Below are 17,620 nucleotides of genomic sequence, written 5' to 3'. Positions count from 1 at the left end.
TTGTTGTTCTCACAGCTCCTGGCTGTCATCGGCGAGGAAGGTGCGGCCCGCGGCGAAGGCACCGACGATCACCATGGCGCCGATGGCCGGGATCAGGTAACCCTCCACCTGAGGGATGCTGCGCAGGAAGACGAAGGCCACTGCCGCCGGCGCCACGAAGCGGACCAGGAAGCGCCAGCTGAGGAACCAGCGCTCGTTGGTATGCATCTCCTTCATCACCTCGGAGTGGGTCAGCGCCCAGCCGGCGAACAGCGCGATCAGCAGGCCGCCCAGCGGCATGAAGATGTTGGTCAGCAGCTCGATGAAGCCGAAGGCGCTGCGCCCGAAGAGGGCGTGGAAGATCGTGCCCTCGGCCCAGAGGTTGAAGCTGACCACGGTGAGCAGCCCCAGCGCCCAACTGGCGATGACCATGATGGTCACGGCCTGGGGGCGGGTCATGTCGAAGCGCTCGACCAGGAAGGCCGCCACGGGCTCGATCAGCGAGATCGACGAGCTGATGGCCGCGCCCAGCACGAGGATGAAGAAGACGCCACCGACCAGGGCCCCGCCAGGCATCTCGGCGAACGCCAGCGGCAGGGTGACGAACATCAGCCCGGGTCCCTCGCCGGGGTTCAGGCCGGAGCCGAAGACCAGCGAGAAGATCGCCAGGCCCGCCACCATGGCCACGGCGGTATCGACGATGGCAATGGCGAAGGCGGTGCGGGTCAGCGAGGACTCACCCGGCATGTAGGCGCCATAGGCCATGATCGCGCCCATGCCGAGGCTCAGGGTGAAGAAGGACTGCCCCATGGCCTGCAGCCAGCCCTCGAGGCTCAGGTCGGCGAGGTTGAAGGTGAACAGGAAGCCGGCCGCGGCGCCGATATCGCCGACGATGGCGCCATAGCCCAGCACCACCAGCAGGATCACGAACAGCGAAGGCATCAGCAGCCGCAGGCCGTTCTCGATGCCCTTGTGGATACCCAAGGCGACGATCAGTGCCGAGGCGGCGATGAACAGGGTGTGGTAGAGGGTCAGCAGCGAAGGTGAGGCGAGCAGGTCATCGAAGCTCTGGCGAGCCCCGGCGGCATCGATCTCGGTCATCCCGCCGGTCAGCATCAGCCCGGTATAGTGGATCGCCCAGCCGGCGATCACCGAGTAGAAACTCAGGATCAGGAAGGCCGAGGCGGCGCCCAGCCAGCCGATGGACTCCCAGGCCCGGGAGGTCTTGTGGGTGCGAGTCAGAAAACGCATGCCCATGATCGGGCTGCGGCGGCTGTTGCGCCCGAGCATGATCTCGGCGATCAGGATGGGGATGCCCACGGCGAAGATGGTCAGGGCATAGACCAGGATGAAGGCGCCCCCGCCGTTCTCGCCGGTCAGGTAGGGGAAACGCCACAGGTTGCCAAGTCCGACGGCCGAGCCGACGGCGGCTAGAAGAAAGGTGCCCTTGTGGGTCCAGACGTTGTGCGTGCTCATGTGAATCCAGGGTTGCCTTGGTTGGCCTTGTGGGCCTGCGTCGCCAACTTTGCGGCACAAGGGCCTTGGCTGGCTAGCTGGCCAGCGTTTAGGGGACGTTGGCGCCGGTGGTGGCCACCGACGCCAGGATCAGTCTTCCTGCTCGTCCGGCTCCTCTGGATATCGAGGCTCCAGGGCACGGTAGGCGTCGGGAAGGCGCACCGTGTCGCCGAGCGAGAGGTCGCCGACGCTCTGCTTGCGCCGGCCGTTGTCGTTGGCAATCAGCGCCACCACCTCGCCGATATTGGTGTCCTCGACCCGGGCCTCGACCTTCACTCGGACCGTGAACTCCCGGTAGAGGGCCGAGAGGATGCTGCCCGGCTGAGGCGGGCGGTAGTCGTCGGGATGGTCGGCATAGTAGCTCAGGACGCTCTCGGCGCCGGGGTCGTCCCATTCCACGTGCTTGTGCATGACGGCTCTCCTTGGTTGGGTGAATCCCGCCTCCAGCATAGCCGCCAGCGCTGCGTAAGGCAGCACGCCGAGGCTGGAAACGACAGAGCCCGCCGGGGCGGGCTCCGGAGGGTGGCGGGCCGGCTTACTTCTTGCTGGCGCGCTTGCGCTCGTTTTCGGTCAGGTGCTTCTTGCGCAGGCGGATGAAGTGGGGAGTGATTTCCACCAGTTCATCGTCGTCGAGAAACTCGATGGCCTGCTCCAGGCTGAACTTCACCGGCGGGGTCAGCACGATGTTCTCATCGTTACCCGAGGCGCGCATGTTGTCGAGCTTCTTGCCCTTGGTGGGGTTCACCACCATGTCGTTGGCCCGATTGTTGATGCCGATCAGCATGCCCTCGTAGACCTCGGTGCCATGGTCGATGATCAGCTTTCCGCGTTCCTGCAGGGCATAGAGGGCATAGGCCAGGGCCTTGCCGGGGACCATGGAGACCAGCACGCCGTTGCGCCGCTCGATGGAGGCGTCGGGCTTGAGGGGGCCGTAATGGTCGAAGCGGCTGGTGAGAATGCCCGTGCCGGAGGTCAGTGTCAGGAACTGGCCGCGGAAGCCGATCAACCCGCGGGCGGGGATGATGAAGTCCAGGCGCACGCGGCCCTTGCCGTCGGGGTTCATGTTGACCAGTTCGCCCTTGCGGTAGCCGATCTCCTCCATGACGGCGCCCTGGTGCTGCTCCTCGCAGTCGATGATCACTTCCTCGTAGGGCTCCCGCTTCTCCCCGTCGATCTCCCGGATGATCACCTCGGGGCGGCCCACGGCCAGCTCGAAGCCTTCGCGGCGCATGGTCTCGATCAGTACCGAGAGGTGCAGCTCGCCACGACCGGAAACGATGAACTTTTCCGGGCTCTCGCCCTGCTCGACCCGCAGCGCCACGTTGTGGATCAGTTCCTGCTCGAGGCGATCCTTGATGTTGCGGCTGGTGACGAACTTGCCGTCCTTGCCGGCGAAGGGCGAGTCATTGACCTGGAAGGTCATGGAGACGGTCGGCTCGTCCACGGAGAGCGGCGGCAGTGCTTCGACGGCGGCCGGATCGCAGAGAGTGTCGGAGATCGCCAGGGCGTCGATGCCGGTGATGCAGACGATGTCGCCGGTGGCGCCTTCGTCGGTTTGCACGCGCTCAAGGCCCAGGTGGGTCATGACCTGGCCGATCTTGCCCTTGCGGGTATTGCCTTCCTTGCTGATCACGGTGACCTGCTGGTTCGGCTTGACCGTGCCGCGGGTGATGCGACCCAGGCCGATGACACCCACGTAGCTGGAGTAGTCCAGGGCGGAGATCTGCATCTGGAAGGGGCCGTCGAGCTCTACCTTGGGCGGCTCGACGATGTCGACGATGGACTGGAACATCGGCGTCATGTCCTCGGCCAGTTCATCCGGATCCGGTCCGGCGATGCCGTTGAGCGCCGAGCAGTAGATGATCGGGAAGTCGAGCTGGTCGTCGCTGGCGCCGAGGTTGTCGAAGAGGTCGAAGATCTGGTCGATGACCCAGTCAGGACGCGCGCCTGGGCGATCGATCTTGTTGACCACGACGATGGGCTTGAGGCCCTGATCGAAGGCCTTCTGGGTCACGAAGCGGGTCTGCGGCATGGGGCCGTCGACGGCATCGACCAGCAGCAGTACCGAGTCCACCATGGACATGACGCGCTCGACCTCGCCGCCGAAGTCGGCGTGTCCGGGCGTGTCGACGATGTTGATGTGGTAGCCCTGGCCGTCGGGGGCCTGCCAGTGGATCGCCGTGTTCTTGGCCAGGATGGTGATGCCGCGTTCCTTCTCCTGGTCATTGGAGTCCATGATGCGCTCCTGCCCCTCGGCCTTGCGGTCCAGAGTGCCTGACTGGCTGAGCAGTTTGTCGACCAGGGTGGTCTTGCCATGGTCGACGTGAGCGATGATGGCGATGTTGCGAAGATTCTCGATCACGACGGGATCCTGCTGACAAAATTGGGGGCGCATTATAGAGGCAGGGCGATGACGGCTACCAGCCTTGTCGCCGTGAATCTTGTGCTGCGACCGTATATCAGTGGCTTGGGAGCTCGCCGAGAGCGTAAAAGTCATCGTTCGGTTCAATCTATGCCGGAAGCGACCCTCGCCTTACGTGCAGGGTATGATCGGCTGGTGCTGAGCCTGCTGTTCCAGCATGGTGCAATATTCGAGCTATTCGCACTATTGAAGTGCTTATATATGGTTAAGTCTTAGGCATGCCGGGGTGAAATGGCGATACTGGTGCATGATGTCACGGGGAGGGTGAAACTAAAGATATTTTCTATCAACAAGTTGCCATGAACATGCCGTGCGGTGGTGCAAAACTGGCACGCTGCCTGCATGATGCTTGGCAGTGCCATGCTTTCGCATGGCGGCCGTGGGCAGTGGCCCGTCGGCATGCTACAAACACGTGCTGGACTCGCCAGCACCATTGCATTACAACAGCTCAACCTTTCAAGCCTAGCTTACACAGTGGAGGACTCTAATGTCTGTCAAGACGCTCGCCCTGATTGAAGAACATGACGTGAAGTGGGTCGACCTGCGCTTCACCGATACCCGCGGCAAGGAACAGCACGTGACCATTCCGGCCCGTGATGTCGACGAGGAGTTTTTCGAGAACGGTCAGATGTTCGACGGTTCCTCCATCAACGGCTGGAAGGGCATCAACGAGTCCGACATGATCCTGCGCCCCGAGGATGGTTCCGGCTTCCTCGACCCCTTCACCGAGGACGCTACCCTGGTGCTGCGCTGCGACATCATCGAGCCGGCCACCATGCAGGGCTACGAGCGCGATCCCCGCTCCATCGCCAAGCGCGCCGAGGCCTACCTGCAGTCCACTGGGCTTGGCGACACCGCCTTCTTCGGCCCGGAGCCCGAGTTCTTCATCTTCGATGAGGTGCACTGGAAGGCCGACATCGAAGGCGCCATGTACAAGATCTCCTCCGAGGAAGGCGCCTGGGCCACCGACCGCAACATCGAGGGCGGTAACCTCGGCCACCGTCCGCGGGTCAAGGGCGGCTATTTCCCTGTCCCGCCTGTGGACAGCTTCCACGACATCCGTGGCGCCATGTGCAACACTCTGGAGGCCATCGGCCAGAGCGTCGAGGTGCACCACCACGAGGTGTCCAACGCCGGCCAGAACGAGATCGGCGTGAAGTTCAATACGCTGGTCAAGAAGGCCGACGAGGTCCAGGAGCTGAAGTACGTCATCCACAACGTGGCTCACGCCTACGGCAAGACCGCCACCTTCATGCCCAAGCCCCTGGTCGGTGACAACGGCAGCGGCATGCACGTCCACCAGTCCTTCTGGAAGGATGGCAGCAACCAGTTTGCCGGTGACGAGTACGCGGGCCTCTCCGAGATGGCGCTCTACTACATCGGTGGCATCATCAAGCACGCGCGTGCCCTGAACGCCTTCACCAACGCCTCCACCAACTCCTACAAGCGTCTGGTGCCGGGCTTCGAGGCGCCGGTGATGCTGGCCTACAGTGCCCGCAACCGCTCCGCCTCCATTCGCATCCCCTACACCGCGAGCCCCAAGGGCAAGCGCATCGAGGCCCGTTTCCCGGACCCGACCGCCAACCCCTACCTGTGCTTCGCGGCGATGCTGATGGCCGGCATCGACGGCATCAAGAACAAGATTCATCCCGGCGACGCCATGGACAAGAACCTCTATGACCTGCCGCCGGAAGAGGGCAAGTCCATCCCGACCGTGGCCGAGAGCCTGGACCAGGCCTTGGAGGCACTGGATGCCGACCGCGCCTTCCTGGTCGAGGGTGGCGTCTTCACCGACGACATGATCGATGCCTACATCGAGCTCAAGGAAGAGGACGTCGAGCGTATCCGCATGACGACCCATCCGGTCGAGTTCGACATGTACTACAGCTGCTGATCCCGCGGCGCCATGGCGCCGCGTCCAGCACCAGAAGAGGCACGCCCCTGGGGCGTGCCTCTTTTTTTTGCTACGGCAGCAGCATATGGCCGGCGATGCCCAGGGCAAATTCCATCACCGCGCCCAGCGGCGGCCCCCAGTGGCATCGCCATGCCGGCCATCAGCGTGAGGGCGACCACTGTCTGCCATGCTTCCATGCTGAATCCTCCTCGCCTTGTGGTGTCGGAAGGGTATCCTATCCACATTGGCTGTGATGTCGCATGCGGATTCCGTGACGGCCCCTGCTGGTTTAGTCTGAACGCATGTGGACGCCGCATTGCTAGGATGGTGTCTGGATGTCGATGATCCCCGGGAGGGACGCATGAAAAAGGCAGTCGTGTTACTGGCGCTGGGCCTGTCGGTGAGCGTGGTGGCTCACGCTCAGACTATCTATCGCTCCACGGATGCTCAGGGCAACGTGGTATTCACCGACAATCCGGAGGGTGGAGGCGAGGAGATGACCCTCGACCCGCTTACCGTGGTGCCCAGTACCAGCGAGCCGGCTCTCATGGCACCAGAGGTCCAGGGTGCCGAGGGAGGCGGCGGCACAGCATCGCCGGGGCAGCCGTTCATGCCCTACGATAGCTTCGGTATCCTTTCGCCTCGACAGGATGAGACCCTGCCCACCGGAGCGGCCGGGAATGTGCAGGTGAGCCTGGGGATCCAGCCGAGCCTGCGCGAGGACCATCGTGTGCGGCTGCTGGTGGACGGTCAGATCAGCCAGTCGGCCATGAACACCGATACCTTCCTGTTGAACAACCTGGAGCGCGGAGAGCACCTGCTGCAGGCCGAGCTGCTGGACGCCAGCGGGGCGGTGCGACATCGCACCTCGCCGGTGACCCTCTATGTGCAGCGAGCCAGTGTCAACCTGCCCGGGAATCCCAACAGCACAGGTAATTAGCTTTCCCGTCGCCGGCCACATCGGCCGCTTTGTCCGGACGGCACTCAAAGGCCCTGCGAGCCCCCGTCTCGAGAGGAGGACCACTTCGATGCCTTCGATCATGCCGACAGGGTGAAGGAGGGTCGCGCCTTTGATGCCCGCAGGCGGCTGCATGGGGGAGTTGCCTGGCGACGCCGTTCCTCGGTGCGCGAATGGCGTCCGGAACCGCCCCGCCGTTTGCCGTCCCACCGCCAGCCGAGCTATCACCAGCCGAGCTATCACCAGCCGAGCTATCACCAGCCGAGCTATCAGCATCCGGCCAGCCCCCAGCCCCCAGCCCCCAGCCGCCTCGCCATACGCCGCCCCAAGTCGTCTCACCACCCGAAGAGCCCCGAGGTTGATAGCGCCTCGTCCTTGCTCGGATGCACGGGAGCGGGCGCTCGGCATCTTTATGCACTAAAATGGTGCATAGTTATGGTGCGGCCTTGCCCTACAAGGGCACCAGGGGATGCGTCATGAAGTGGCGCGTTTCTTGCAGGTCTTCCTTCGATGGATGCTCAAGGCGCTTCTTCTGGAAGCGGGAAACGGATCGTGCGGGACGTCCCCATGTATCAACGCTTGATGGAACACCTCACCACTGCGGTGCTGCTGCTCGATGGCAAGCTTCGGCTGTGCTGGATGAATCCGGCCGCCGAGGCGTTGCTGGCGGTCAGCCTTGGCCGCCTGAAGGGGCAGCCCCTGCCGTCTCTGGTGACCGGTGATGAGGATATCGGGGCCCTGCTCGCCAAGGCGCTAGACGAATTCCATCCGTTCACCCAGCGCGAGGCGCGCCTGACCCTGGTCACCGGCGAGGTGCTCACCGTCGACTACACGGCCTCGCCCCTGTCCGCGGATGAACTGTTGATCGAGGTGGAGCCCCGCGACCGGCTGCTGCGGATCTCCCGCGAGGAATCGTTGCAGAGTCGCCAGGAGACCATCAAGGTGCTGGCCCGCGGGCTGGCCCATGAGGTCAAGAACCCTCTGGGCGGCATCCGTGGTGCGGCCCAGCTGCTGGAGCGAGACCTCGATGATCCCGGGCTTCAGGAGTTCACCCACATCATCATCGAAGAGGTCGACCGCCTGCGGGACCTCGTCGATTCGATGCTGGGTCCCAACCGGGTGGTCCACCACGAGCCCCTGAACATTCACAAGGTCCTGGAGCGGGTCCGCTCGCTTTTGCTCGTCGAGCATCCGTCGGTATGGATCGAGCGCGACTACGATCCCAGCCTGCCGGACCTGTCCGGCGACGAGTCGCAGATGATTCAGGCGGTCCTCAACGTGGCTCGCAATGCCGTGGAGGCGATGACCGAGTCCAGCACCACGTCGCCGCGGCTGGTGCTGCGGACCCGCGCCCGCCGCCAGTTCACCCTGGGCGCCGAACGTCACCGGCTGGTCTGCGAAGTGGCGATCATCGACAACGGCCCGGGGATCCCCAGGTCGCTGCGCGAGACGCTCTTCTACCCCATGGTCTCCGGCCGCGCCGAGGGCAGCGGCCTGGGGCTCTCCATTGCCCAGTCGATCCTGCACCAGCACCAGGGGCTGATCGAGTGCGATTCCGCGCCAGGGCACACCCAATTCCGACTGCTGATACCGCTGGAGAAGCGTCATGACTGATGTCGCACGCGTCGTGGTCGTCGACGACGATCGCGCCATTCGCTGGGTGCTGGAGCGTGCCCTGGCTCAGCCTGACCTCGAGGTCGAAGCACACGAGCGTGCCGACCATGCCCTCGAACGCCTGCTCGAGGACCCGCCGGACGTGCTGGTCACCGATATCCGCATGCCGGGGATCGATGGTCTGGACCTGATGGCCCGGGTGCGCGAGGTTCATCCGGAGCTCCCGGTGATCGTGATGACCGCACACTCGGACCTCGACAGCGCCGTGGCCTCCTATCAGGGAGGCGCCTTCGAGTACCTGCCCAAGCCCTTCGACGTGGATGAGGCACTGGCCTTGGTGCGCCGTGCGGTGGCCCATGCCCGCGAACGGCGGCGACCGGTCAGCGTCCCCGAGGGGCTCGAGGCCGAGATCATCGGCGAGGCGCCTGCCATGCAGGAGGTGTTCCGCGCCATCGGCCGACTGTCGAAATCGCACATCACGGTGCTGATCAACGGCGATTCCGGTACTGGCAAGGAGCGTGTCGCGCAAGCCTTGCACCAGCACAGTCCGCGTGCCGGCAAGCCCTTCATCGCGCTGAACATGGCCGCGATTCCCAAGGATCTGATCGAGTCGGAGCTGTTCGGCCACGAGAAGGGCGCGTTCACTGGTGCCACGGCCCAGCGTCAGGGGCGGTTCGAGCAGGCGAACGGCGGCACCCTGTTGCTCGACGAGATCGGCGACATGCCCGCCGATACCCAGACCCGCCTGCTCCGAGTGCTGGCCGATGGCGAGTTCTTCCGGGTGGGCGGCCACACCTCGGTGAAGGTGGACGTGCGGATCATCGCCGCCACTCACCAGAATCTCGAGACCCTGGTGGAGAATGGGCGTTTCCGCGAGGACCTGTTCCATCGCCTCAATGTGATACGCGTGCACCTGCCCAATCTGGCCGAGCGTCGGGAGGACATCCCGCGGCTGGCGCGCCACTTCCTGTCCGAGGCGGCCAAGGAACTCACCACCGACATCAAGGTGCTCACGGCCGAGGCCGAGGCCCATATCACCCGGCTGCCCTGGCCGGGTAACGTTCGTCAGCTTGAGAATACCTGCCGCTGGCTGACCGTGATGGCCTCCGGTCGCGAGGTGCTCATCCAGGATCTGCCGCCGGAGCTGCGCCAGCCCGGGGCCACCGAGGGCAACGTAGGTGACTGGCGAACCGCCTTCCGGGACTGGGCCGACAGGGCGCTGGCCGCCGGCCATACCCACCTGCTCGAGGAGGCCGTGCCGGACTTCGAGCGGATCCTGATCGAGACCGCGCTCAAGCACACCGGGGGTCGCAAGGGGGAGGCCGCCGAGCTGCTGGGCTGGGGCCGCAATACCCTGACCCGGAAGCTGAAGGCGCTGCTGCCGGCGCTGGCCGATGGTGAGTGAACCATCGAGGGGAGGCCGGGTACCCAGAGCGATGGCCTAGCCTGGAAGCAGATTGTCTAGCCCGGAAGCCGATGGCCGCCGACCGGTAGGCAGTTCGAGTTGACCTCCTTCGTCAGTCCCCGGGCCGTGCCGGCTCTGGCCGATGCCCGCGAGCTGATGTCTTCCCTGCGAGATACGCCAGATGTCCATTTCTTTGCGCTGGTGCCGAACCTTCGCGTTGCCGAGCGTGCCCTGGAGGCGGGGGTCGACTCGGTGGTGTTGTTCGTCTCTGCCTCGCAGACTCACAACGCCAAGAACGTCAATTGCCGCGTCGAGGACTCCTTGGCGGGTTTCGAGCAGATCGCCCGCCACCTCGAGGGCAGCGGCATCGAGGTCCGTGGAGCCATGACCACTGCCTTCGGCTGCCCCTTCGAGGGGGATATCGATGTACAAGTCATTGGCCGTATTGCCAGCCACTTCGCCGACCTTGGAGCGAACCGGCTGTCGCTGGGCCACGGGGTGCTGGGCTATTCGCTGCGCAAGCTGGAGATTCCCACGGTGCCGGTGGTGCTGGGCCTGCTGGGTGGGCAGATGGAGTTCAACCTGCGGCGTGCCATGGCGATCTCGGCCGGGGAGTGGAACATTCTGTGGAGCAGCGGTATCTCGATGGGCATCTACCTCTTCGCCGTCACCCTGATCGTCGCCGGCCTGGTCTACTCCTGGGTCGTCAGGGCGCGTCTTTCCTAGGCCGTCGGGGCTGGGCGCCGGCCCCCGGGGCTGCCAGAATGGGTCCTCCAAGGAGAGATTGCCCATGACGCAGATGAGCTGGGAGCGGTTGCTCGATCCGGGACGGCTGCATGACCGCCGCGACTCACGCCCCGGCAATGGCCGTGGCGAGATCGGCCGCAGCCCCTTCCACAAGGACCATGACCGGATCGTCTTCGCCGGCTCCTTCCGCCGCCTGGGGCGCAAGACTCAGGTACACCCGCTGACCGACAACGACCATATCCACACCCGCTTGACGCATTCGCTGGAGGTGGGCTGCGTAGGCCGCTCGCTTGGCATGATCGCCGGTGAGCTGCTGCGCGACCGCCTGCCCGACTGGATCACACCGGCAGACCTGGGGGTGATCGTCCAGGCAGCGTGCCTGGGGCATGACATCGGCAACCCACCCTTCGGTCATGCCGGCGAATACGCCATTCGCGACTGGTTCGCCCGCGCCGAGGCCGATGGCAGCGGGCTGCTGGAGGGGTTGTCGGCGCTCGAACGCCAGGACCTGCTGACCTACGAGGGCAACGCCCAGGGTTTTCGCATCGTCACCCAGATTGAATACAACCAGTTCCGTGGCGGCATGCGTCTCACCACCGCCACCCTGGGTACCCTGCTCAAGTATCCCTGGACGGTGGAGCACGGCGGGGCGGCCGGTAAGTTCGGCTGCTACCAGAGCGAGCGCGAGCTGCTGGAGGAGGTGGCCGACCGGCTCGGCCTGTTGCCCCGGGGCCAGGGGCGCTGGTGCCGTCACCCGCTGGCCTGGCTGGTCGAGGCCGCCGACGACATCTGCTATGCGCTGCTCGACCTCGAGGATGGCCTGGAGATGGGTATCCTGGGGTTCAACGAGGTGGCCGAGATTCTTACCCAGATCGCCGGCGGCGTTCCCCAGGATTATGCCGAGATGGAGCGTGATGGGGTCTCCCAGCGCCGTCGCATCGCCGCGCTGCGTGGGGCGGCCATGGAGCGGGCGGTGAACGACGTCGGTGCGGTCTTCGTGCAGCACGAGGCGGAACTGCTGGGCGGTCGCCTCAAGGACGACCTGCTGGAGCTCTGCCACCCGGACCTGGGCTGGGGGGTGAAGACGGCCAAGCAGCTGGCCCGCAAGCGGATCTTCCAGAACGAGCGCAAGGCCAAGCTGGAGATCGGCGCCCATACCACCCTGGGGATCCTGCTGGAGGCCTTCATCGGCGCCGCCCATGAACTGCATCACCATGGCCGGTCCACCTTCAAGCACCAGCGGGTGCTGGCGCTGATCGGCGAGAACACGCCGCGACCCTCATGGAGCCTCTACGACAGTTACCGGCGCATGCTCGACTTCATCGGTGGCATGACCGATCACTTCGCGGTGGACCTGGCCCAGGAAATGGGCGGTCGCCTGCGGCGGGATTGATCATGGGGCATGCAGCCTTGCACGGCTGTTGCGACAAGCCTGCAGTCGCTGCGCGACCCCCTTCGATGGATCAGCTCGAGCGATCCACCGGGGGAAGGTCCCGCCGGCTGGCGCGCTGGTGAAGGGCGACGATCACGGCGTCGTGGGCGGCGGTGTCGAGCTCTCCCAGGCGGGCCGCGGAGAGGCGCATGGCCAGGTCTCCACCACCGACCACCAGCAGGTCATCCGGCGCCGCGCTGGTGTCGATCTCCCATCCGGGCAGGGCCAGTACCCCCTTGACCGGCACTGCCGTACCGACCTGGTGTTCCAGCCAGGCCGTCAACCAGCGAGTGGCCTGGCGGGTCTTGCCCAGCGGGAGACGCTCGCTCCACCCGGGGAAGCGCAGGCGCTCGGCTTCCACGACGACGCGATTGTCCTCCTGGCCACCGGGGGTGATGGCCGGCGTGCGGGCGCGGGTCTCGACCACGAAGATGCCGTGGGGGGTGACCGCCACATGGTCGATGGTATAGCCGTCGCCCGGGACGTCGTGGAAGACGAAGTAGGGGTGCTCCTCGGGGCGGATCAGCCGCTCGAGCTCCTGGCCCACGGCGAGTTCACAGGCCAGCCCCAGCTTGAGCCGGCGGATGCGCTGGAAGTCGCGGATCAGCAGGAAGCAGAATACCAGCGCCAGCAGGGTGCAAAGCGCTCCGTAGAGCGCCCACTCGATCCAGTCCTGCTCGCTGGCGAAGAGCATGCGACCCATGCCGTAGACCAGTGGTGCCAGGGTGACGATGGGCCCGAGGGCACCGTCGAGGAACAGGTTGGCGAAGGCGCGATCGAGGCGGTCGCGCAGACTCTGGCCGGGCTCGCGCAACGGGTGAGCGTCGAATGGTGAGTGCACCCGTGCATCGTGCAGGTTGCGCAGCGCCAGCACGATGACGGCGGTGGCCGCCAGCGGAAACAGGAAGATCAGGGGTAGCAGGTATTCCAGCCAGGCCATCGGGGTTCCTTGCCCTGAAGGGGAATCCCCATTCTAGACAACCTCCCCCCCGGGGAGCCATGCTCTTTCGTCGTGATCGGCGGGGAGCCCGAAGTGAGGCGCGAGCAGTGAGGCGCAAGCAGTGGGCAGCGAGGAGGTCGGCGTGAGACACAGCAGCATGAGAACGAGCACCCTGGCAGTCAAGGACCATGACCTGGAGGCGCTGCTGGCGTTCTTCGACCGGCACCCGCGGCTCGCCGTGCTCACTGGCGCCGGCATCAGCACCGCCAGTGGCATTCCCGACTACCGGGACGATCATGGCGACTGGAAGCGGCCGCCACCGATGCAGCACCAGGTGTTCATGGCCAGCCATGCGGCGCGACAGCGTTACTGGGCGCGGGCCCTGGTGGGCTTTCGCACCCTGCAGGAGGCCAGCCCCAATGCCGCCCATGCGGCCCTGGCCCGGCTAGAGGCGCTGGGGAAGGTGAATGGAGTGATCACCCAGAACGTCGACGGCCTGCACCAGAGGGCCGGCTCCCGGCGGGTGATCGACCTGCACGGCCGGGCCGACAGGGTGCGCTGCATGAGCTGTGGCACCCGGCGCATGCGCCATGACCTGCATGCCGAACTGGCCGACCGCAATCCACACTGGCAGCAGGTCGGTGCCCGGGCGGGGCCGGATGGCGATGCCGATCTCGAGGCCGACTTCTCCGCTTTCCGGGTGCCCGGCTGCACGCGCTGCGGTGACGGCATCTACAAGCCCGATGTGGTGTTCTTCGGCGACAGCGTGCCGCGGGCCAACGTGGAGGCCGCCTTCGCCCTGCTGGGGGAGAGCGATGCCCTGCTGGTGGTGGGCTCTTCGCTGATGGTCTTTTCCGGTTTCCGCTTCGCTCGGGCCGCGGCCAGGGAGGGGCGCCCCATCGCCTGCCTCAACCTGGGCCGAACGCGAGCCGACGACCTCTATACCCTGAAGGTGGAGGCCCCGGCCGACGCCCTGTCATCGCTGTGCGAGACGCTGGAGGGCGATGCTTGCCCGGCGGTCAGCCGCCGGCCAGCTTGACCCGGTAGCCGCGCTTCTCGAGTTCGCACTTCAACAGCTCGCGATGGTCGCCCTGGATCTCGATGATGCCTTCCTTGATGGCGCCGCCAGTGCCGCAGCGCTTCTTGAGCGCCTTGGCCAGGGTCTTGAGCTCTCCTGCCGGCAGCGGGATGCCCTCCAGGGTGGTGACGCCCTTGCCCTTGCGGCCGCTGGTCTCGCGGCGAATGCGTACGGTGCCATCGAGCTCGGCAAGGCGGTCCTGCTCGGCCCGCTCGGCACAGCAGCATTCGGTCAGGGGGCGGCGGCAGTCCGGGCAGGTGTCGCCATGCTCGGTGGAATAGACCAGTCCGCCGAGCTGGTCCTTCAGGGATGCCATGTCGGCCTCCTCATGTTCGATAGTGTCGTCGCGATGATAGCCATCCCGGCAGCGGGCTGCATCCGCCGATCTTTCCACAGGCGCAAGCGAGGGAGGGGGTGTGGATATCAGGCGTGGACCGCCATGGCGCGGCCGCTTTCCAGGTGGGCGATGACGGTGGGCAACTGGAACATGTTGCTGATCATGATCGCGCCGGCGGGTGTCTGCTCAACGTCGGGGAAGCGGTTGAGATGAATCACCGTCATTCCGGCGGCCAGGGCCCCCTTGACGCCGACCATGGCATCATCGATGACCACGCAATCCTCCGGTGCGAAACCCATCAGGCGGGCGGCATGGTGGAACAGGCGGGGGTCGGGCTTCCAGCATTGGGCGGTGTAGGCACTGAACAGGCGGTCGCCGAAGACGTTGGAGAGGCCGGTGGCGGCCAGCGAGGTGCGGATCTTGTTCTCCGGGCCGTTGGAGACCACGCCCATGGGATGGCCGGCAAGGGCGGCCAGCGCCTCGGTGGCGCCATCGATCGGATTGAGTTCGTCGGCCAGGCGTCGGTTGAGGTTGGCACGCATGCGGCATTCGAGGGTGTCGAGCCGCTCCGGGTCCACGCAGCCGTGGCGGTGCTCCAGTTCGGCGACGATGTGGCGAAAGCGGGCTCCGCGGAATTCACCCATGTAGTCGCTGGCCCGGAAGGGCAGGCCGGCGTCGGTCAGGCTGGATGACATCTCGTCGGCGAGCAGCGGCTCGCTGTCGACCAGGGTGCCGTCACAATCGAAGAGCAGGCAGAGGGGGTGTGCCATCACCGGGCCTCATGAAGAATCAAAAAGTTATAACGTCATTGTTACAGATATTGCGACTTCCTGCCCATCAGTAAAGCTCAGTTTCCCTTTTTTGTGAACAGTGTTCTTCAATATCGTGATGACGAGAGCCTCGCTAGCCCGGGAAACGTCGGATGCCATCATCGCCGCTGCCCGATTCCATCACGGCGCTGGCGTTCGCAGTCACCGAGGACTCATGCCTATACTGACGGCGCGTCTCGACCAGGAGCAGGCTCATGAATTTCGAACGCGTCGTATTCGGTTTTTTCATCATTCTTGCCCTGAGCCTCAATGCCGCGTTTGTCGCGGGTGGCGTCGAGGCGGCCGCCCATCACAATGTCTGGATCCTCACGTTGACCATCATCGTCAACCTGGTCGCGATCGGCCTGAAACTGGGGGATCGTTCCCAGACCGGTGCCTTGCTCCTGGCGTCCGGTCTGGTGGCCGGCTTTCTGCTGATCACGGCACGGGTCGTCTGGATCGTTGCGGAACCCGGAAGCGGGGGCGGACCGGGGCCTGGCGAAATGGCCGATATCGTCTCGATCGCTACGGGAGCGCTGGTCGCGAACATCATCGCGACGGTGATCCTGGTCGGCGATACGCTGCTCTCGCGGCGTTAGCATGGCGCGCGGGTCGGTTCAGCGTGGCAGCCATGATCCGCAACAGGCAGACGGAGGGCTGAACGCGTGACACATACCTCCGATCTCGACCGTGTGGGGATGATCGTCCTGCGCTACATGCGCCGGCCGCTGTTCGCGCTGCTGTTCGTGTATTCGGTGGGCATCATGGGCATGGCCCTGATGCCAGGCCGGGTCGTCGATGGCGAGACGACGCACATGAATCTGTTCCATGCCTTCTATTTCTTCACCTACACGGCGACCACGACCGGTTTCGGCGAACTGCCGAATGGCTTCAGCGACGAGCAGCGCCTGTGGACGATCTTCTGCCTCTATACCGGCGTCATCGCATGGTTCTATGCGATCGGATCCCTGATCAGCCTCTTTCAGAATCCTCATTTCATCCAGTCCATGGACAGCTTCCAGTTTGCCCGCAAGGTCAAACGCAACGCGGAACCTTTCGTCATCCTCTGCGGTTTCGGCGATGCCGGCAGTCTGCTTGCCCGGGGGCTGAGCGACCACCGCATGCGTGCGGTCATCCTCGACTCCGACCCGGAACGCATCAAGGCATTGGGCGTGCGTGATTACACGGTGGCGATGCCGGGGCTCCGTGCGGACGCCAGCGCGCCGAAACACCTCCTGGCCGCGGGTGTGGAACACCCCGCATGCCGGGCCCTGGTCGCGTTGACGAACGATGACGACGTCAATCTCAAGATCGCGGTGATGGCTCGGCACCTGAGCCCGTGGCTTCGGGTCATCTGTCGTTCGACCTCGGCTCGCCATGAGGCCAATCTGCGGGCGCTGGACAATGTCACGGTCGTCGACCCGTTCGAGATTTTCGCCCAACTCGTTTACCGGGCGATCTCGCGCCCCGAACTGCACAACCTCAATGCATGGTTCGTGGGCGCACATGGCGTCGAACTCGGAGTGCCGGTCAACGTTCCGCGGGGTAACTGGATTCTATGCGGGTACGGACGGATGGGGCACTGGATCCATGGCTACCTTCGGGACCATGGAGTCGACGTGCGCATCATCGATCCGGAAGTGGACGCCAAGGTGGCCGGAGAAGGGACGGTCCTGGTCCAGGCGCATGCCGATCATTCGGCCTTGGTGACCGCAGGAATTGACGATGCTGCCGGGGTCGTCGCCGCGACGAATCACGACTCCGACAATCTCAGTACGCTGTTGTCGGTGACGGAACTCAATCCGGATGTGTTTCGCATCGTTCGCCAGAACAGTCATGAGAATCAGGTCGCGTTCGATGCCGCGCGGGCCGACCTGGTCCTCCAGCACAGCCTGACAACGGCGCGCCGGATCCTGAAGCTGCTGATCTCGCCCCTCGTCCAGGAACTGATCGACTGGCTCGCGCAGCGCGAACCGGCCCAGACTAAAGCCCTGGTGGAACGTCTTCAGGCGGCGGTAGGCACGAACCCCCCTCACCTCTGGTCGGTCAGGCTGGTGCCGGCCGAAGCGCCGGCGGTGACCGACTATCTGGATGCCGGGGAGGCGGTGGCCCTGGGGCCGCTGAGCCGCGATGCGCGTGCGTTCCCGGAAGGGCTCCCCTGCGAAGCGCTCGCCGTACGCCGTTCAGGGGAGTCGATCATGTTGCCGGATGAGGATTTTTCGCTGGCAGGTGGCGACGAGGTCCTCCTGTGCGGTGTCCAATCGGCAGAGCCGATGCTGCAGGCGACGCTCCATAACCCCTATACGCTTCGCTATGTCCTGACGGGAGTCGATGATCCGCGCGGGTACGTGTTCGCATGGCTTGAAGGCAGGAGCAGGCGGCGTCGCCGCCATCAACCGCCGAAAGGTCATCGGCCCCGGCCATGACATCACCGCCCTGGTGCGCGCCGGCAGCATTCGCTGAGGCCAGAGCCGTGCCGGAAACGACAGG

The 17,620-nt window shown here is 65.1% G+C and carries 15 protein-coding genes; 9 read left to right on the top strand and 6 right to left on the bottom strand.

Annotation, left to right across the window (positions count from 1 at the left end; translation table 11 throughout):
* Window positions 1–9 precede the first annotated feature (9 nt).
* The 3 genes from ABE960_RS09200 to typA form a co-directional block, all read right to left on the bottom strand.
* Window positions 10–1,455 carry a sodium-dependent transporter gene (locus ABE960_RS09200; protein ID WP_349761968.1) on the bottom strand — a complete coding sequence of 482 codons (1,446 nt, stop codon included), beginning with the start codon at window positions 1,453–1,455 and terminating at the stop codon, window positions 10–12.
* Between the two features lie 129 nt (window positions 1,456–1,584).
* A complete protein-coding gene (locus ABE960_RS09195; protein WP_349761967.1) occupies window positions 1,585–1,905 on the bottom strand; it encodes a hypothetical protein in 321 nt (106 codons plus the stop codon).
* A 124-nt stretch (window positions 1,906–2,029) separates the two neighbouring features.
* The gene (gene typA, locus ABE960_RS09190) at window positions 2,030–3,856 is read right to left on the bottom strand and encodes a translational GTPase TypA (protein ID WP_349761966.1); all 1,827 of its coding nucleotides are present in this window, start codon (window positions 3,854–3,856) and stop codon (window positions 2,030–2,032) included.
* A 547-nt stretch (window positions 3,857–4,403) separates the two neighbouring features.
* On the opposite strand from typA, the gene glnA reads away from it, so the two are divergent.
* The 6 genes from glnA (at window position 4,404) to ABE960_RS09160 (ending at window position 11,927) form a co-directional block, all read left to right on the top strand.
* The gene (glnA, locus tag ABE960_RS09185; protein WP_349761965.1) at window positions 4,404–5,810 is read left to right on the top strand and encodes a glutamate--ammonia ligase; all 1,407 of its coding nucleotides are present in this window, start codon (window positions 4,404–4,406) and stop codon (window positions 5,808–5,810) included.
* 361 nt (window positions 5,811–6,171) lie between these two features.
* Window positions 6,172–6,750 carry a DUF4124 domain-containing protein gene (locus tag ABE960_RS09180; protein ID WP_349761964.1) on the top strand — a complete coding sequence of 193 codons (579 nt, stop codon included), beginning with the start codon at window positions 6,172–6,174 and terminating at the stop codon, window positions 6,748–6,750.
* Between the two features lie 585 nt (window positions 6,751–7,335).
* Complete coding sequence (gene glnL / locus ABE960_RS09175) at window positions 7,336–8,382, top strand: nitrogen regulation protein NR(II) (RefSeq protein WP_349761963.1); 1,047 nt, start codon at window positions 7,336–7,338, stop codon at window positions 8,380–8,382.
* A complete protein-coding gene (gene glnG, locus ABE960_RS09170; protein ID WP_349761962.1) occupies window positions 8,375–9,787 on the top strand; it encodes a nitrogen regulation protein NR(I) in 1,413 nt (470 codons plus the stop codon). Before glnL ends, glnG begins: the two co-directional genes overlap by 8 nt.
* A 99-nt stretch (window positions 9,788–9,886) precedes the next feature.
* Window positions 9,887–10,513, top strand: a complete 627-nt coding sequence (locus ABE960_RS09165) for a hydroxymethylglutaryl-CoA lyase-like TIM-barrel protein (RefSeq protein WP_349761961.1) — start codon at window positions 9,887–9,889, stop codon at window positions 10,511–10,513.
* Window positions 10,514–10,577: 64 nt separating this feature from the next.
* Window positions 10,578–11,927: a deoxyguanosinetriphosphate triphosphohydrolase gene (locus tag ABE960_RS09160; protein WP_349761960.1), complete on the top strand. Its 1,350-nt coding sequence runs from the start codon at window positions 10,578–10,580 to the stop codon at window positions 11,925–11,927.
* A 70-nt stretch (window positions 11,928–11,997) separates the two neighbouring features.
* Here the strand turns inward: ABE960_RS09160 and ABE960_RS09155 are convergent, their stop codons facing one another.
* The gene (locus ABE960_RS09155; protein ID WP_349761959.1) at window positions 11,998–12,906 is read right to left on the bottom strand and encodes a nuclease-related domain-containing protein; all 909 of its coding nucleotides are present in this window, start codon (window positions 12,904–12,906) and stop codon (window positions 11,998–12,000) included.
* 157 nt (window positions 12,907–13,063) lie between these two features.
* On the opposite strand from ABE960_RS09155, the gene ABE960_RS09150 reads away from it, so the two are divergent.
* On the top strand, window positions 13,064–13,945 hold the full coding sequence (locus ABE960_RS09150; protein ID WP_349761958.1) for an NAD-dependent protein deacetylase: 882 nt from the start codon (window positions 13,064–13,066) through the stop codon (window positions 13,943–13,945).
* Here ABE960_RS09150 and ABE960_RS09145 read toward each other — a convergent pair.
* A complete protein-coding gene (locus tag ABE960_RS09145; RefSeq protein WP_349761957.1) occupies window positions 13,926–14,300 on the bottom strand; it encodes a translation initiation factor Sui1 in 375 nt (124 codons plus the stop codon). The two genes, ABE960_RS09150 and ABE960_RS09145, sit on opposite strands and share 20 nt — an antisense overlap.
* 107 nt (window positions 14,301–14,407) lie before the next feature.
* Window positions 14,408–15,091, bottom strand: coding sequence for an HAD family hydrolase (locus tag ABE960_RS09140; protein WP_349761956.1), 684 nt, complete (start codon window positions 15,089–15,091; stop codon window positions 14,408–14,410).
* Window positions 15,092–15,345: 254 nt separating this feature from the next.
* Between ABE960_RS09140 and ABE960_RS09135 the strand changes: the two genes are divergently transcribed.
* Together ABE960_RS09135 and ABE960_RS09130 are read left to right on the top strand one after the other, a co-directional pair.
* A complete protein-coding gene (locus ABE960_RS09135) occupies window positions 15,346–15,729 on the top strand; it encodes a DUF6394 family protein (protein ID WP_349761955.1) in 384 nt (127 codons plus the stop codon).
* A gap of 66 nt (window positions 15,730–15,795) precedes the next feature.
* Window positions 15,796–17,556 carry a potassium channel family protein gene (locus ABE960_RS09130; RefSeq protein ID WP_349761954.1) on the top strand — a complete coding sequence of 587 codons (1,761 nt, stop codon included), beginning with the start codon at window positions 15,796–15,798 and terminating at the stop codon, window positions 17,554–17,556.
* Window positions 17,557–17,620 lie beyond the last annotated feature (64 nt).

The organism is Halomonas aquatica (genome assembly GCF_040196335.1).
Taxonomy (GTDB): domain Bacteria; phylum Pseudomonadota; class Gammaproteobacteria; order Pseudomonadales; family Halomonadaceae; genus Halomonas; species Halomonas aquatica.
The sequence above is the reverse complement of the archived record's forward strand: the minus strand, read 5'-3'. Positions and strand labels throughout refer to the sequence as shown.

Bases quoted from the DNA above. Each gene is read 5' to 3' on its own strand.
- ABE960_RS09200 (WP_349761968.1), bottom strand. From the start codon at position 1,455: ATGAGCACGCACAACGTCTGGACCCACAAGGGCACCTTTCTTCTAGCC.
- ABE960_RS09195 (WP_349761967.1), bottom strand. From the start codon at position 1,905: ATGCACAAGCACGTGGAATGGGACGACCCCGGCGCCGAGAGCGTCCTG.
- glnA (WP_349761965.1), top strand. From the start codon at position 4,404: ATGTCTGTCAAGACGCTCGCCCTGATTGAAGAACATGACGTGAAGTGG.
- ABE960_RS09180 (WP_349761964.1), top strand. From the start codon at position 6,172: ATGAAAAAGGCAGTCGTGTTACTGGCGCTGGGCCTGTCGGTGAGCGTG.
- glnL (WP_349761963.1), top strand. From the start codon at position 7,336: ATGTATCAACGCTTGATGGAACACCTCACCACTGCGGTGCTGCTGCTC.
- glnG (WP_349761962.1), top strand. From the start codon at position 8,375: ATGACTGATGTCGCACGCGTCGTGGTCGTCGACGACGATCGCGCCATT.
- ABE960_RS09160 (WP_349761960.1), top strand. From the start codon at position 10,578: ATGACGCAGATGAGCTGGGAGCGGTTGCTCGATCCGGGACGGCTGCAT.
- ABE960_RS09155 (WP_349761959.1), bottom strand. From the start codon at position 12,906: ATGGCCTGGCTGGAATACCTGCTACCCCTGATCTTCCTGTTTCCGCTG.
- ABE960_RS09150 (WP_349761958.1), top strand. From the start codon at position 13,064: ATGAGAACGAGCACCCTGGCAGTCAAGGACCATGACCTGGAGGCGCTG.
- ABE960_RS09145 (WP_349761957.1), bottom strand. From the start codon at position 14,300: ATGGCATCCCTGAAGGACCAGCTCGGCGGACTGGTCTATTCCACCGAG.
- ABE960_RS09140 (WP_349761956.1), bottom strand. From the start codon at position 15,091: ATGGCACACCCCCTCTGCCTGCTCTTCGATTGTGACGGCACCCTGGTC.
- ABE960_RS09135 (WP_349761955.1), top strand. From the start codon at position 15,346: ATGAATTTCGAACGCGTCGTATTCGGTTTTTTCATCATTCTTGCCCTG.